Source organism: Variovorax frigidus (assembly GCF_051216515.1).
Taxonomy (GTDB): domain Bacteria; phylum Pseudomonadota; class Gammaproteobacteria; order Burkholderiales; family Burkholderiaceae_C; genus Variovorax.
This window is the reverse complement of the sequence record NZ_JBPJZF010000001.1, coordinates 568,553-583,413: the sequence shown is the minus strand read 5'-3', so window position 1 is coordinate 583,413 and position 14,861 is coordinate 568,553. Positions and strand designations below refer to the sequence as shown.

Below are 14,861 nucleotides of genomic sequence, written 5' to 3'. Positions count from 1 at the left end.
ACATCCGGCGCAAGCCAAACGGTCCGGCGACAGAGGCAAAGGTGGCGGCAATCTCTTGCTGCCAGCAACGGCGGAACCCTTCAACTTCTGCCCGAGCGCCCAGATGGCATGGGCCTTGCGCCCGCCATCGAGCCCGGTGCGTGACTGCAGGTCATGCACCGGGCTTTCTCGTTTGGAGCGCAGCATTCGCAGTGCCAGAGCGAGATATGTTGCGCATTGCGGCTTCGTACGCGCTGTTTCAGGATGTGCGTCCGTCGCGGGCACCGATCAATTGCGGCACACTCGCGCGATGAATGCCGCTTCGTTGAAACAGAACAAATGGGTGCGACGGTGTGGCGTCGCGGTGCTGGTGCTGCTTGGGCTGTGGCTCGTGGCCTGGCTGGCAGTGCCACCCATTGCCAAGAGCCAATTGCAGAAGATCGCGAGCGAGAAACTCGCACGCCAGGTAACGGTTGGCAAGATCGACTTCAAACCGTGGACGCTCGAATTGGCGCTGAACGATCTGCGCATTGCATCGGCCGACGGCAGTCAGTCGCAGCTGGCCATTCGCCGTCTCTATGTCGATGCCGAACTTCAGTCGCTGCTGCGCCTGGCGCCGGTGATCGATGCGGTCAGCATCGAGGCACCGGAGGTGCATCTCACGCACCTGGCCGACGGCAAGTACGACATCGACGACATCCTCGCCAAGCTGGCGAGCGAACCGGCCAAGCCTGCGGGAGACCCGGCGCGTTTCGCCGTCTACAACATCAGCGTGTCCGGCGGCAGCGTCGACTTCGACGACCGCACTGTCGGTCGCAAGCACGAGCTGCGCGACCTGGTGCTCAACGTCCCCTTCCTGAGCAACCTCGACTCGAAGCGGGACATCAAGACCGAGCCCAAGCTGGCCTTCACGCTCAACGGCAGCGCCTTCGACTCGGCCGCTTTCTCCACGCCCTTTGCCGAGAGCCGCAAGACCGATGCGCAGCTTCGCTTCAAGGGTCTGGATCTCGCGCCTTACCTGGGCTACATCCCGGCCGGTTTGCCGGTCCAGCTCAAGGCCGGCACGCTCGATGCCGACCTCAAGATCGACTTCGAACGCGCCGCCACCGCGGGCCTCAAGATCACCGGTACGGTCGAAGCCCACAAGGCCCGCGTGGCCGATGCCAAGGGGCGCGAGCTGCTGGCCTTCGACTCGCTCAAGCTGGCGCTCGCCGATGTGCGGCCGATCGACGGTGTGATCCACCTGGGCGAGGTGGCACTGGCCGGCCCCCAGTTGGCGGTGGCGCGCGATGCGGCCGGACAACTGAACCTGCTGGCCACCGATCCGGCGACCGGCGCGACCCAGAAGGTGGCGCCGCCCAAGCCCGCGGCCAGCGCTGCGGCGACGCCAGCCGCCGAGAAGAAGCCCCTGCGCGTGCAGGTCGACAAGGTGGTGCTGACGGGTGGCCAGATCGGCTGGCGCGACGAGACAACGAAGCCCGCTGCCGCCGTCGATGTGAGCCAGCTCGCGGTCGAGGCCACCGGCATCGCCTGGCCGATGGACAAGCCCACGCATTTCAGCGGCTCGACGCTGGTGGCGGGCGCAGCGCTCAAGTTCTCGGGGGACGCCACCGACAAGGCCGCGACCGTGCAGACCGAGGTCACGGCGCTGCCGTTGTCGCTGGCCGCGCCCTACCTGGCGCAGAGCCTGGAGCCGACGCTCGACGGCAAGCTCAGCGGCCAGATCGACGTGGCCTGGACTGCACCTGCCGCGCTCAAGTTCAAGGCCCGCCGTCTCGCGGCCGATGGCCTGGCGCTGACCCAGGCCAAGACGGCACTGGTGAGCGTGGGGCGTTTCGAGCTGATCGATGCCGAGGCCGACATGAGCCAGCACACGTTGGCCATCGCGTCCTTCACGGCCACCAACCCGAAGCTGCGCATCGAACGCGACAACGAGAAGCGCTGGATGTTCGAGCGTTGGCTCAGGACGCCGGCTGCATCGTCGAAAGAGGGCGCGAAGGAGACCAGCGCCCGCGTGGCCGCGCCCAAGCCGGAGTCGGCATCCGCGCCACAGCCGGGCGCCAACACGCAACCCTGGCGCTTGAGCATCGGAACGCTCGCCATCGACGGCGGTGCCGTGTCGTACGCCGACAAGGCCGGTTCGGCCCCGGTCGCGGTCGAGATCACGGCCCTCAAGCTCAATGTGCAGAAGATCGTGCCCAACAGCGCGACCGTTTCGCCGGTACAACTGTCGGGGCGCATCGGTGCCGGGCGCGCCGATCCGGGGCGCTTCGACTACAAGGGCAATGTGGTACTGCAGCCGTTGTCGGCCGAAGGCCGGCTCGAAGTCAGTGCCTTCCCGGCCCATGCCTTCAAGGCCTACTACGCCGACGCGCTCAACATCGACATTCGCCGCGCCTTCGCCAGCTACCGCGGCACGGTGCGCTACGCCACCCAGCCCGCGGGCATGAACCTGCAGCTGGCAGGCGACACGGCGGTCGAAGATTTCCGCGCCAACAGCGCCGCGCTGACCCAGTCCGATGCACCCGGCCTGGAGCGCAGCAACAACCAGCTGCTGAGCTGGAAGGCGCTGAGCCTGCGTGGCCTGCAGGTGGCGATGGTGCCCAAGGCGCCGCTGTCGGTCGACGTGCGCGAGACCACGCTGACCGACTTCTTCGCCCGCGTGATCGTCGATCCCACAGGGCGGCTCAACCTGCAGAACCTCACGAAGAAGTCGCAGCAGGACGCCGATGCCGCGGCGGCGAAGGTGGCGGCAACGCCCGAGACCGCCACGCAGCGCAAGACCGGTGGTGTCACCGTCACGACGGCCGTGGTGCCCGCAGCAGAAGGCGCCACGCCAGCGCCCGACGCGGGCGGGCCGGCGCCTTTGATCCGTTTCGGCCCGATGAGCCTGGTCAACGGCAAGATCGACTTCACCGACCTGTTCGTCAAGCCCAACTACTCGGCCGATTTGAGCGAACTGACCGGCAAGCTCAGCGCCTTCGCCTCCGACAAGGCGGGGCTCGCCGATCTCGAATTGCGCGGCAAGGCGCAGCAGACCGCGGCGCTCGACATCTCCGGCAAGATCAATCCGCTGGTCAAGCCGCTGGAGCTCGACATCACGGCCAAGATTCGCGACCTCGATCTCGCGCCGCTGACCCCGTACTCGGTGCGCTACGCCGGCCACGGCATCGAGCGCGGCAAGCTGAGCATGGACGTCAACTACAAGATCACGCCCGAGGGCCGGCTCACGGCCGCGAACAAGCTGGTGCTCAATCAGCTGCAGTTCGGCGAGGAAGTGAAGGGCGCACCCAACAGCCTGCCGGTCAGGCTGGCGGTCGCGCTGCTGTCCGACCGCAACGGCGTGATCGACGTCGACCTGCCGATCAGCGGTTCGCTCAACGATCCGCAGTTCAGCATCGGCTCGCTGATCTTCAAGGCCATCGGCAACCTGATCGTCAAGGCCGTGACCGCACCCTTCAGCCTGCTGACCGGCGGCTTCGGCGGCGGGGGGGCAGGAGAGGCCACCGCCATCGCCTTCGACGCCGGCAGCGCCGCGCTGTCGTCTGCCGCCAAGGAAAACCTCGACAAGGTCGCCAAGGCCCTGACCGATCGGCCGGCGCTGCAGCTCACCGTGGTCGGCACGGCGGGCCTCGAGCAGGAACGCGATGCGGCCAAGCGCCAGCGCCTGCGCCAGATGCTGCAAGCCGAGAAGCGGCGCGCGGCGGCGCGGGCGGGCCAGGATGCCGCCGAGGTGCCCCCGTTGACCGATGCCGAGTACCCGGCTTTGCTCACCGCGGTCTACAAGCGCGCCGACATCACCAAGCCGCGGAATATGATCGGGCTTGCCAAAGACCTGCCGGTGCCGCAAATGGAAGACCTGTTGCTTGCCGGCATCACCGTGAACGAAGAGACCATTCGGCAGCTCGCCGTCGAACGCGGCGCCGTGGTCCGCGATTACCTGCTGGCCAAGCAGTTGCCGAGTGAACGCCTGTTCCTCGGCGCGGTGCGCACGAACCCCTCCGATGCCGGCTGGAAACCCGGCGCCGAACTGAATCTGGCGAGCCGTTGACCGGATCGAGCGCCGGTCTGTGAAAATGGCGGGGTGCGCCGGCTTTTGCCGGCGCCTTGGCTTTCCTCTTATCCGATAAAACGATCAGCGCGCAGTGACCTCTACCTCCTCCAAGCACCAAGACCTCCAGTCCCTCGATACGCTCACCGGCGGCGCCTTCACCGCGCCCACCTCCGGAGAGCGCGCGCAGCGCATCCGCGAGTGGCTGGCGACGAGCCCTTCGCCCGAGCAGATGCAGGAGGTGTTCAAGGAATTGAGCGGCCGCGACAAGGGCGCGGCGCGCCTGCTGCGCGAGAAGCTCGACGAGATCAAGCGCGCCAAGGGCCAGGAAGCGATCGCCGCCGAATGGGCCCAGAAGGCCGAGGCGCTGCTGGCCCAGTCCAAGCTCAACATCGCCGACGCGCTGGCATGGCAGCGCGATGCCGCCAAGGCCGGTGCGCCGCTGTCGCGCGAGCCGCTGGCTGGCTTCAAGGTGCAGCTGGCCGAACGCGTGAAGGGCATCGAGGACCTGCAGCACCGTGCCCAGGTGCAGCGCGAAGCCGCCGTGCTGTTGGCGCAGCGCTTCGAAGTGCTTTCGACCAAGGGCTGGCGCGATGCGCAGGCCGCCGAGGAGGCGCTCAAGGCCGACGTCGCGCATTGGCAGCAACAGGCCGGCGAACTGACCGCCGATGCCAACTGGAGCAGCCTGGACGCGAAGTTCGCGCCGCAGCTCGAGGCCTCCAAGGCCCAGCTGATGGTCGTGTCCGATTCCTTTCATGGCGCGCTGACGCAGGCCGTTGCAGCTGCCGCGGATGTCGCCGCGCCGCTGCCGCCGGTGCCGGTCTGGGCCGACGAACTGCGGGCCGCGCGTGGCTTGCCGACCGAGGCCTCGGTGGTGGCCGCGGCCACCGTGCCCGCCAAGCCGGCGGGCCCGAAGGTCGATCCCGAAAAGCGCGCTGCGGCGCAGGCTGCGGTCGAAGCGGCCCTGACCAAGCTCGAGCAGGAAACCGCCGAGGGCCACGGCAAGGCCAGCGCCGGCGCTGCCGCCGCGCTGCGTGCGGTACTGAAGGAACACGGCAAGCTGGTCGACGCGCCGCTGGAAGCCCGCGTGCATGCCGCGCTGGTGGCGGCCGGTGAACTCGAAGGCTGGCAGCGCTGGAGCGCCGACAAGGTGCGCGAAGAGCTGGTGGCCAAGGCCGAAGGCCTGCTCAAGCGGCCCGAAGGCCAGGCGCTGGGCGGCCGCAAGATGCAGGAATCGCTGCGCACGCTGCGCGAGCAGTGGAAGCAGGCCGACCAGGGCGGCGTGCCGAACCACGCGCTCTGGAAGCGCTTCGACGAAGCCTGCAACGAGGCGCACAAGGTGGTCGAGGCCTGGCTCGACAAGGTGCGTGCCGACGCCGCGGAACACCGCGCCCATCGCGTGGCGCTGATCGAAGAGGTCAAGGCCTGGGCGGTCGAACATGCCGCCGGCAACGACCTCAAGGCGCACAGCCGCGCGCTGCACCAGTTCGCCGACCGCTGGCGCGATGCCGGCCATGTGGGTGAAAAGGTGTTCGCCGAACTGCAACTGCTGTGGAACGAAGCTTTCGGCGCTGCCCGCGTGCCGCTGGAAAGCGCGCAGGCGTCGAGCGTCGAGCGCCGCCAGGCCATGATCGCCGAGGCCGCCGAGCTGGGGGCCCAGCCGATGCTGCGCATCGACGCCGTGAAGGCGCTCCAGCAGCGCTGGCAGGCCGAGGCGCAAGGCGTGCCGCTTGATCGCCGCCATGAACAGAAGCTGTGGGACGCCTTCCGCGCACCCATCGACGAAGCCTTCAACCGCAAGACGAGCGAGCGCGAAAAGGCATCGGCCGCCATGAGCGAGCACGACCGCTACGTGCTCGACGCCTCGAAGGCGCTCGACGCCGCCAACGCGACGGGCGATGTGCAGAAGATCCGCGCCGCCGTGGCGCAGCTCGAGGCCGCCATCCGTGGCGAGGCCCCGCCGCCCGCACCCGCGCGTGCACCGGCCGCTGCCAAGGTCGGCGCCGACGGCCCGGCCGTGGGTGCGACCGAAGTCGTGGCGCCCGGCCAGGCTGCGGCCGAGTTCAGCGAAGGTGCGCAGATCCAGCCGGTGCCGGGCGAGAACGATGCGCCTGCGCCCACCGTCGCGTCAGCCGACACCGAAGAAGCCGGCGACGCGGTGGCAAGCCCCGCTGCGGCCGGCGACCTGATCGCCCCGGTCGGCAGCGCCGATGCAGGTGCGCTGGCCGACGAGGGCGACAGCGCCGCGGCCGCCGAGCCTGCGCCAGCGCCGAAGCCCGCACCCAAGCCGGTCGTGGCCGCGCGCCGCGGCGATGACCGTCCGGGCAGCCGCAAGGCCGAGCCCGCGGCGCCCGCCGGTCGTTTCGGTGACCGCCGTGACAGCCGCAGCGGCCCTGGCGGTCCCGGCGGCCGTCCCAACGACCGTGGAGCACGCCCTGGAGCGCCGGGTGGCGATCGCGGCGACCGTGGCGCGCCAGGCGGCGGCCGTTTCGGCGACCGCCCTCCGCGTTTCGAAGACCGCGGCCCGCGCCTCGGTGACACGGCTTTCCGTGCCCAGCGCGAAGCGCTGGAGCGCGCCGACCTGGCGCTGCGCAAGCTGGCGGCACAGGCCCATGGCGAAGCGCTCACGCACCTGCTGAGCGCATGGGAAAAGCGCGATGCGGCCCAATTGCCCAGCGTGCAGGAACTCGGTCGCGCGGTGACGCCGACGGTGCGCACGGCCTGGACCCAGGCGGTCGCCAAGCCCGCCGCTGGCGACGCTGGTGAAGCGCTGCTGCGCCTCGAAATGGCTGCCGAAGTGCCGACGCCCGCCGATCAGCTCGACGCGCGCCGTGCGCTGCAGTTGAAGCTGCTGACCAAGCGTGGCGACCCGGTGCCGGCGCAGACCTGGGGCGAGGATGCCGGCAAGGTGCTGGCCTCGGCCCACGATGCCGCCACCGCGCGCCGGCTGCAGAACGCGCTCAAGGCGCTGCTGCGCAAGTGATCGCCGCGGCGCTGCGCATCCGCGCGGCGCCGTTCGCGATGCACGCTTTCTTCAGGCCCGATCAGGTCGGAAGAAGGCGTCGAACAGTGCGAGCAGCGGCGGAAACTCTTCGCCGAAGCGTGCACGGTTGACGAAATACGCCTCGCAGGCCACTGCGAAGAATTCGCTGATCGATTCCGCGCCGTAAGGGTCGAGCCAGGTCGGCTCGCCGCCGAAGCGCTCGGCCAGGATGGTCTGTTCCCTGAACGCCTCGTAGGCCGGCAGGATCACATCGGTCCAGGCCGCGCGCGCCTCGCGGGTGCTGGTGGTGCCTGCAAAGCCCGAGGGCAGGGTGGGGCAGCCGTCGGCCCCGCCGTCGCGCATGTCGATCTTGTGGGCGAACTCGTGGATCACCACGTTGTAGCCCTGGTCGGCCGTCAGGCTGCTGGCCAGCACGTCCTGCCAGCTCAGCATCACCGGACCGCGTTCCATGGCCTCGCCGGCCACGACTTCCTCGTACTCGTGCACCACGCCGGCCTCGTCCATGGTCTTGCGCAGCGCGACCACTTCCGACGGGTGCACGACGATGCCGACGAAGTCGCCGTACCAGTCGAGTCCGCCCGGCAGATGCAGCACCGGCAGCACGGCCTGTGCGGCAATGGCCAACGCCACTTCGTCGGTGATGACGAAGCCGTGCGCGCCGTGGAATTCCTTGTCGCGCAGCAACTCCGCGGCCATCGCGCGGAGTCGAGCAGACGCTTCACCGGTGGGCTGCGCCAGGAAAGGGTAGCGGGCCAGCGTCGCCAGCCACGCCGCATCGGGGATCGCAGGGGCGGCACGCAGGCCGCGGAGCCACTTGAACATCGAGGCGCCGTCAGCGGACGTCGACGCGCCGGGCACCGGTGGTCGACAGGCACAGCACCTGCGCGCGCGGCGGGTGCGCGGCGGCATCCCAGTCGCTCAGCACGATGCGCCGCAGTCCGTCGCCGAGCGCGTGCTCGGCCGGTTTGTGCGTATGGCCGTGGACCAGCGTGCGCGCATCGGCGCGTCGCAACCAGTCGCGGGCCGCGTCCGTGTCGACGTCGGCCCAGACCATGCCGGGCGTGGCCTTGCGGGCTTCGCTCTGTGTGCGCATCGACCGCGCGAGTGCGCGTCGCTCCTCGAGCGGGCGCGCCAGGAAGGCCTGCTGCCAGGCCGCATTGCGCACCTGCGCGCGAAACTTCAGGTAGTCGGTGTCTTCGAGGCACAGCAGGTCGCCGTGGCTCAGCAGCCAGCGTTGGCCGTGCAGCACCAGCACCGTCGGGTCATCGAGCAGCGTCAGGCCGCACTGCGCGGCAAAGGCCGGACCGACCAGGAAGTCGCGGTTGCCGTGCATGAAGAAGACCGGGCGTCGTGCCGCAGCCTGGCGCAGCAGTTCAGCGCATTGCGCCTCGAAGCCGGGCAGGGCGGTGGCGTCGTCGCCGATCCAGACCTCGAACAGATCGCCGAGGATGAACAGCGCGTCGGCGGGGGTGGTCTGGAGGTAGCCGCGCCACGCATCGAAGGTGACGGGCTCGTTCGCCTGCAGGTGCAGGTCGGACAGCAGGTCGACGGTGCGCCACGCGGCGGGCGCGACGAGTTCGGCGAAGGCCGCCTGGTCACTCATGCCGCGCAGCGCCGGGCCGTCATTCGACGGTGATGGTGGCCTTCTCGATGACCACGTCTTCGAGTGGCACGTCGTCGTGGAAGCCCTTGCGGCCCGTCTTGACGGCCTTGATCTTGTCGACCACGTCGGTGCCCGAGATCACCTTGCCGAACACGGCGTAGCCCCAGCCCTGCGCCGAAGGCGCGGTGTGGTTCAGGAAGGCGTTGTCGGCGATGTTGATGAAGAACTGCGCGGTGGCCGAATGGGGCGCGCTGGTGCGTGCCATGGCGACCGTGTACTTGTCGTTCTTCAGGCCGTTGTTGGCTTCGTTCTCGATTTCGGCGTCGGAAGGCTTCTGGCTCATGCCGGGCTCGAAGCCGCCGCCCTGGACCATGAAGCCCGGGATCACGCGGTGGAACACCGTGTTGTCGTAGTGGCCCTTCTTCACGTAGGCGAGGAAGTTCTCGACCGACTTCGGCGCCTTGGCGCGATCGAGTTCGAGGGTGATGGTGCCTTGGCCCTTGATGCTGAGTTCGACCTGGGGATTGCTCATTGGAAAGCTCCTTTTTCGCTTTACTTCGCCACGACGGTGGCGGACTGGATGGTGATGGGTTCGACCGGCACGTTCTGCATGCCGCCCTTGTTGGCCGTCTGCGCCGCGCGGATCTTGTCGACCGTCTCGGTGCCCGATACGACCTTGCCGAACACGGTGTAGCCGTGGCCATCGGGGTTGGGGGCGTCGAGCATGGCGTTGTCCTTCACGTTGATGAAGAACTGCGCGGTGGCGGAGTTCGGGTCGCCGGTGCGCGCCATGGCGATGGTGTACTTGGTGTTCTTCAGGCCGTTGGAAGCCTCGAGCGGCACGGGCGCGCGCGTGGGCTTCTGCCGCATGTCGGCGCTGAAGCCGCCGCCCTGGATCATGAAGCCGTCGATGACGCGGTGGAACACCGTGCCGTCGTAGTGCTTGTCCTTCACGTACTGCAGGAAGTTGGCGACCGTCTTGGGGGCCTTCTCGGGCGCGAGTTCGACCACGATGTCGCCGGCCGAGGTGCTCAGCTTGACGCGCGGCGCGGCGGCCGTCTGGGCCCAGGCGGCACCGGTCACGAGCAGCGTGGCCGCGAGGGTCAGCGCCATGCGGCGCGTGGAGGATGGGAGTTTCAAGAAAAGGTCTCGCTTTCTGAAAAGGAAATGGGCAGGGTCACTGCGCCGCCCGGTGTCGCGCGCCGAGGACTTACTTGCTGCGCGCCGGCTTGTGCGCTGGCACGGGGGCCGGCGCGGGCGGCAGGACCGCGGCGGCCGGTGCGTTGACGAAGATTTGCCGGATCAGCACGAGCTTGGGCGCAGCGGTGGCGTTGGTCGATGCGAGCTGCTGCGCACGGCCGTACGACTGGGCCGCCAGGCGCGCATACACGTCGCCGAGGTTCTCGTGCGCGGTCGCGTAGTTCGGGTTGAGCCGCAGGGCGGTTTCGAGCGCGTCGCGCGCCTTGTCGAACTGGCTCTGCTGCGCATAGAGCGCCGCGAGGTTGTTGTAAGGCTCGGGCAGTTCCGGGAAGTCCTGCGTGAGCTGCGTGAAGGCCGCGGTGGCTTCGGCGGTCTTGCCCTGCTCGGTGAGGATCACGCCGCGCAGGAAGCGCATCTGAGGATCGCGCGGCTTGCCGGCGATGTAGGTGTCGGCCTTGGCCAGTGCTTCGGGCGCCTTGCCCTGGCGCAGCAGCTGGTTGACGTCCGAATAGTCGTCGGCCAGTGCGACGGTCGATGCAGCGGCCAGCAGCAGCGCGCCCAGCAGGCGCAACGTGGGGCGGAAGGACAGGGCGGGGGAGAGGAGGGGTACGGCGTGCTTCATGAGGCTCGGGAAGAAGGTCTGGCGCGGGCTTCGAGATTCACCCGGAAGATGCCCGGCAGGGGCCGTTTATACTGGGCGCGATTGTAGCCGAGGGGCCGCGTCCAACCTCTCGTGCCACAGTCCCCCCATCCCTGAATAAAAACGTTGTTCGCCCGCACCCGTCGCCAGCCTGCGTCGGGTGGGTCGGACATCGACGCTTCCCGAATTCCATGAGTCTGCGCATCTACAACACGCTCTCGCGTGAACTGGAGGAGTTTTCCCCGTTGCAACCCGGCCACGTGCGCATGTACGTGTGCGGCATGACGGTCTATGACCTCTGCCACATCGGCCATGCGCGGATGATGATGGCCTTCGACGTGGTGCAGCGCTGGCTGCGCGCGAGCGACCTGCAGGTCACCTACGTGCGCAACATCACCGACATCGACGACAAGATCATCGACCGCGCGGTGAAGCGCGGCATCACGATCCGCGCGCTGACCGACGAGATGATCGCGTTGATGCACGAGGACATCGCCGCGTTGGGCATCGAGCCGCCGGCCGTGGAGCCGCGCGCCACCGACTACGTGCCGCAGATGCTGGGCCTGATCGAGACCCTCGAGCGCAAGGGCCTGGCCTATCGCTCGCCGACCGGCGACGTCAACTATGCGGTGCGCAAGTTCCCGGGTTACGGCAAGCTGTCGGGCAAGTCGCTCGACGAGCTGCACGCAGGCGAGCGCGTGGCGGTGCTCGACGGCAAGCAGGACCCGCTGGACTTCGTGCTCTGGAAGGCCTCGAAGCCGACCGAGCCGGCCGAGGTGCAATGGGACAGCGCGTTCGGCAAGGGCCGGCCCGGCTGGCACATCGAGTGCTCGGCCATGAGCTGCGCGACGCTCGGCGAAACCTTCGACATCCACGGTGGCGGTGCCGACCTGCAGTTCCCGCACCACGAGAACGAGATCGCGCAGAGCGAAGGCGCGAGCGGCCAGCAGCTGGCCAGGGTGTGGATGCACAACGGCTTCGTGCGCGTGGACAACGAGAAGATGTCCAAGAGCCTGGGCAACTTCTTCACCATCCGCGAGGTGCTGCAGAAGTACGACCGCGAGACGCTGCGCTTCTTCCTCGTGCGCACGCACTACCGCAGCCCGCTCAATTACAGCGACGCCCATCTGGACGATGCGCGCAATGCGCTCAAGCGCCTGTATACGGCGCTCGACCTGGTGGCGCCCGCACCGGTGACGATCGATTGGACGAACCCGCACGCCGCCGCCTTCAAGGCCGCGATGGACGAAGACTTCGGCACCCCCGGCGCCATCGCGGTGCTGTTCGAACTGGCCACGGCCGTCAACAGCACGCGATCGGCGGAAACCGCGGGGCTGCTCAAGGCGCTGGCCGGCACGCTGGGGCTGCTGCAGGGGGACCCCAAGGCCTTCCTGCAAGCGGGCAGCACGCTCGACGACGCGGCGATCCAGTTGCGGATCGCACAGCGCGCGACCGCCAAGGCGGGCAAGGACTTTGCCGAGGCCGATCGCATCCGCGACGAACTGCTCGGCCAGGGCATCGTGCTCAAGGATTCGCCTACCGGCACCACCTGGGCTGCGGCCCAGTGAAGGACACGACTGCGATGTCTCCTGTCATTTCCGCGCCGGTCAAGATCATCACGCCCGACTACTGGGAAGAAGCCTGCAGGCATCTGGCCAAAAAGGACCGCGTGATGAAGCGGCTGATCCCGCGCTTCGGCGACGCCTGCCTCGAGTCGCGCGGTGACGCCTTCGTCACGCTCGCGCGCAGCATCGTCGGCCAGCAGATCTCGGTCAAGGCCGCGCAGCAGGTGTGGGACCGCTTCGAAACGCTGCCGCGCAAGATGACGCCGGCCAATGTGCTCAAGCTCAAGGTCGACGACATGCGTGCGGCCGGCCTGTCGGCGCGCAAGATCGAATACCTGGTCGACCTCGCGATCCACTTCGATTCGGGCGCGGTCCACATCGACGCCTGGAAGGACATGACCGACGAGATGATCATCTCGGAACTGGTCGCCATCCGTGGCATCGGCCGCTGGACGGCCGAGATGTTCCTGATCTTCCACCTGATGCGCCCGAACGTCATGCCGCTGGACGACGCCGGCCTGATCACCGGCGTGAGCCAGAACTACTTCTCCGGCGAGCCGGTGAGCCGCAGCGACCTGCGCGAAGTCGGCGTGGCCTGGGCGCCTTACTGCAGCGTGGCGACTTGGTATATTTGGCGATCGCTCGACCCGGTACCGGTCGCGTATTGAGCTCGCCCCCAAGCTTCGGCGCACTGCGTGTCGCCTGCGCCAACCCCTTGCCGGGGGCAACACCAGTGGCCCGGCAAAGCCGGTTCCACGGTGTTTCTGGAACAGATCACGCGCGGCTAAAGTCGCGCCGTAAACGAAACTAACAGGAGAAGACGTTGGCGAAACGAACCTTCCTAGACTTCGAGCAGCCCATCGCTGAACTCGAAGGCAAGATCGAAGAACTGCGCTATGTGCAGACCGAATCCGCGGTCGATATCTCCGAAGAGATCGACCAGCTGAGCAAGAAGAGCCAGCAGCTCACCAAGGACATCTACAGCGAGCTTTCGCCCTGGAAGATCACCAAGATCGCCCGGCATCCCGAGCGCCCGTACACGCTGGACTACGTCAACGAGATCTTCACCGACTTCGTCGAGCTGCACGGCGACCGCCATTTCTCCGACGACCTGTCGATCGTGGGCGGCCTGGCACGCTTCAACGGCACGCCCTGCATGGTGCTCGGCCATCAGAAGGGCCGCGACACCAAGGAGCGCACCGCGCGCAACTTCGGCATGAGCAAGCCCGAGGGTTATCGCAAGGCACTGCGCCTGATGAAGACCGCCGAGAAGTTCAAGCTGCCGGTGTTCACCTTCGTCGACACGCCCGGCGCCTACCCCGGCATCGACGCCGAGGAGCGCGGCCAGTCCGAAGCCATCGGCCGCAACATCTTCGAGATGGCGCAGCTCGAGGTGCCGATCATCGTCACCATCATCGGCGAGGGCGGCTCCGGCGGCGCGCTGGCGATCTCGGTGGGCGACCAACTGGTCATGCTGCAGTATTCGATCTATTCGGTGATCAGCCCTGAAGGCTGCGCATCGATCCTGTGGAAGACCAGCGAGAAGGCGCAGGAAGCGGCCGATGCGCTGGGCATCACGGCGCACCGGCTCAAGGCCCTGGGCCTGGTCGACAAGATCGTGAACGAGCCCGTGGGCGGCGCGCACCGCGACCACAAGCAGATGGCCGCCTTCCTCAAGCGCGCGCTCAACGACGCCTTCCGCCAGGTCAGCGACCTCAAGGTCAAGGAACTGCTCGAACGCCGCTACGAGCGCCTGCAGAGCTACGGCCGCTACTCGGACACCAAGGCCGAGAGCACGCGCTGACGCGCCGCGGGCCGATGCCGGCCTGCCTTCCTCCGATGGACAACCCCGCCGCTCACGCGCTCGCCTCGTGGGCGGCGCCGTTGCCGCTGGCCGTGGCCTACAGCGGCGGTGCGGATTCGACCGCGCTGCTGCACGCGGCCGCATCCCTCTGGCCGGGCCAGGTGCAGGCCCTGCATGTGCACCACGGCCTGCAAGCGGCCGCCGATGAATTCGAGCGTCATTGCGTGGCCGCCTGCCATGCCTTGTGCGTGCCTTTGCACATCGCGCGCATCGATGCACGCCATGCATCGGGCGACAGCCCCGAGGATGCTGCTCGTCGTGCGCGCTACGCGACGCTGGCACGACTCGCGCGGGAGCATGGGCTGCCAAACGTCGCGCTGGCCCAGCATGCCGACGATCAGGTCGAGACCATGCTGATCGCATTGGGCCGTGGTGCGGGCCTGGACGGCCTGGCCGCGATGCCGCGCGAGATGACGCGCCACGGCGCGCAGTTCCACCGGCCTTTGCTCGACGTGCATGCCGACGCCTTGCGTGGCTGGCTGGTGGCCGCGCAGGTGGCCTTCATCGACGATCCGAGCAACGCCGATGCGCGCTACACGCGCAACCGCATCCGCCATCAGCTGCTGCCGGCATTGGCCCAGGCGCTGCCGCAGTTTCGCGAGACCTTCGCGCGCTCGGCACGCAACGCGGCGCGGGCGTCGTCGCTGCTGGTCGCGCTGGCCGACATCGACCTGGCCATGACCGGCGCGCCGCCGCGCATCGCAGCGCTGCAGGCCTTGCCGCGCGAGCGCTGTGCCAACGCGTTGCGGCGCTGGCTGCGGCGCGATCACCAGGCCGTGCCCAGCGAGGCGCAGTTGCAGCAACTGCTCGACCAGGTCGATGCCTGCCGCACGCGGGGCCATCGCATTCATTTGAAGGTGGCCGGCGGCTTCGTCGCGCGCGAGAGCGATGTCCTGCATTGGTACAATGCCCCGCCTTCGTCGACGCTTGCAGCTTCCTCCGCTGAATGAGCTTG

Annotated in this window: 11 protein-coding genes; 6 read left to right on the top strand and 5 right to left on the bottom strand. The window is 68.3% G+C overall.

The genetic code is table 11. The features are described from left to right. Positions 1 to 289: 289 nt before the first annotated feature. Complete coding sequence (locus tag ACSFBC_RS02725; RefSeq protein ID WP_435508765.1) at positions 290 to 4,030, top strand: DUF748 domain-containing protein; 3,741 nt, start codon at positions 290 to 292, stop codon at positions 4,028 to 4,030. Positions 4,031 to 4,124: 94 nt separating this feature from the next. Continuing rightward, positions 4,125 to 7,013 carry a DUF349 domain-containing protein gene (locus ACSFBC_RS02720; protein ID WP_435508764.1) on the top strand — a complete coding sequence of 963 codons (2,889 nt, stop codon included), beginning with the start codon at positions 4,125 to 4,127 and terminating at the stop codon, positions 7,011 to 7,013. Between the two features lie 51 nt (positions 7,014 to 7,064). Here ACSFBC_RS02720 and ACSFBC_RS02715 read toward each other — a convergent pair whose 3' ends face one another. The 5 genes from ACSFBC_RS02715 to ACSFBC_RS02695 all read right to left on the bottom strand — a co-directional run bounded on the left by ACSFBC_RS02715 (position 7,065) and on the right by ACSFBC_RS02695 (position 10,459). Next, the gene (locus ACSFBC_RS02715; RefSeq protein WP_435508763.1) at positions 7,065 to 7,856 is read right to left on the bottom strand and encodes a M90 family metallopeptidase; all 792 of its coding nucleotides are present in this window, start codon (positions 7,854 to 7,856) and stop codon (positions 7,065 to 7,067) included. 10 nt (positions 7,857 to 7,866) lie between these two features. Beyond that, on the bottom strand, positions 7,867 to 8,637 hold the full coding sequence (locus ACSFBC_RS02710) for a UDP-2,3-diacylglucosamine diphosphatase (RefSeq protein WP_435508762.1): 771 nt from the start codon (positions 8,635 to 8,637) through the stop codon (positions 7,867 to 7,869). 19 nt (positions 8,638 to 8,656) lie between these two features. Further along, positions 8,657 to 9,169: a peptidylprolyl isomerase gene (locus tag ACSFBC_RS02705; RefSeq protein WP_435508761.1), complete on the bottom strand. Its 513-nt coding sequence runs from the start codon at positions 9,167 to 9,169 to the stop codon at positions 8,657 to 8,659. Between the two features lie 20 nt (positions 9,170 to 9,189). Continuing rightward, positions 9,190 to 9,750 (bottom strand): peptidylprolyl isomerase, encoded by a 561-nt coding sequence (locus ACSFBC_RS02700; RefSeq protein ID WP_435509254.1) that lies wholly within the window; start codon positions 9,748 to 9,750, stop codon positions 9,190 to 9,192. A gap of 97 nt (positions 9,751 to 9,847) precedes the next feature. Beyond that, a complete protein-coding gene (locus ACSFBC_RS02695) occupies positions 9,848 to 10,459 on the bottom strand; it encodes a tetratricopeptide repeat protein (protein WP_435508760.1) in 612 nt (203 codons plus the stop codon). A gap of 209 nt (positions 10,460 to 10,668) precedes the next feature. Here ACSFBC_RS02695 and cysS point away from each other — a divergent pair, with 209 nt between their 5' ends. The 4 genes from cysS to tilS all read left to right on the top strand — a co-directional run bounded on the left by cysS (position 10,669) and on the right by tilS (position 14,856). Beyond that, the gene (gene cysS / locus ACSFBC_RS02690; RefSeq protein WP_435508759.1) at positions 10,669 to 12,045 is read left to right on the top strand and encodes a cysteine--tRNA ligase; all 1,377 of its coding nucleotides are present in this window, start codon (positions 10,669 to 10,671) and stop codon (positions 12,043 to 12,045) included. A gap of 14 nt (positions 12,046 to 12,059) precedes the next feature. After that, the gene (locus ACSFBC_RS02685; RefSeq protein WP_435508758.1) at positions 12,060 to 12,710 is read left to right on the top strand and encodes a DNA-3-methyladenine glycosylase family protein; all 651 of its coding nucleotides are present in this window, start codon (positions 12,060 to 12,062) and stop codon (positions 12,708 to 12,710) included. A 155-nt stretch (positions 12,711 to 12,865) separates the two neighbouring features. Then, entirely contained in the window at positions 12,866 to 13,846 is a 981-nt protein-coding gene (locus ACSFBC_RS02680) for an acetyl-CoA carboxylase carboxyltransferase subunit alpha (RefSeq protein ID WP_435508757.1), read from the top strand. Between the two features lie 35 nt (positions 13,847 to 13,881). Continuing rightward, positions 13,882 to 14,856 carry a tRNA lysidine(34) synthetase TilS gene (tilS, locus tag ACSFBC_RS02675; RefSeq protein WP_435508756.1) on the top strand — a complete coding sequence of 325 codons (975 nt, stop codon included), beginning with the start codon at positions 13,882 to 13,884 and terminating at the stop codon, positions 14,854 to 14,856. Positions 14,857 to 14,861: the final 5 nt, after the last annotated feature.

Coding starts and splice junctions, on each gene's coding strand:
- ACSFBC_RS02685 (WP_435508758.1), top strand. CDS start 12,060: ATGTCTCCTGTCATTTCCGCGCCGGTCAAGATCATCACGCCCGACTAC.
- ACSFBC_RS02725 (WP_435508765.1), top strand. CDS start 290: ATGAATGCCGCTTCGTTGAAACAGAACAAATGGGTGCGACGGTGTGGC.
- ACSFBC_RS02715 (WP_435508763.1), bottom strand. CDS start 7,856: ATGTTCAAGTGGCTCCGCGGCCTGCGTGCCGCCCCTGCGATCCCCGAT.
- tilS (WP_435508756.1), top strand. CDS start 13,882: ATGGACAACCCCGCCGCTCACGCGCTCGCCTCGTGGGCGGCGCCGTTG.
- ACSFBC_RS02710 (WP_435508762.1), bottom strand. CDS start 8,637: ATGAGTGACCAGGCGGCCTTCGCCGAACTCGTCGCGCCCGCCGCGTGG.
- ACSFBC_RS02700 (WP_435509254.1), bottom strand. CDS start 9,750: ATGGCGCTGACCCTCGCGGCCACGCTGCTCGTGACCGGTGCCGCCTGG.
- cysS (WP_435508759.1), top strand. CDS start 10,669: ATGAGTCTGCGCATCTACAACACGCTCTCGCGTGAACTGGAGGAGTTT.
- ACSFBC_RS02695 (WP_435508760.1), bottom strand. CDS start 10,459: ATGAAGCACGCCGTACCCCTCCTCTCCCCCGCCCTGTCCTTCCGCCCC.
- ACSFBC_RS02705 (WP_435508761.1), bottom strand. CDS start 9,169: ATGAGCAATCCCCAGGTCGAACTCAGCATCAAGGGCCAAGGCACCATC.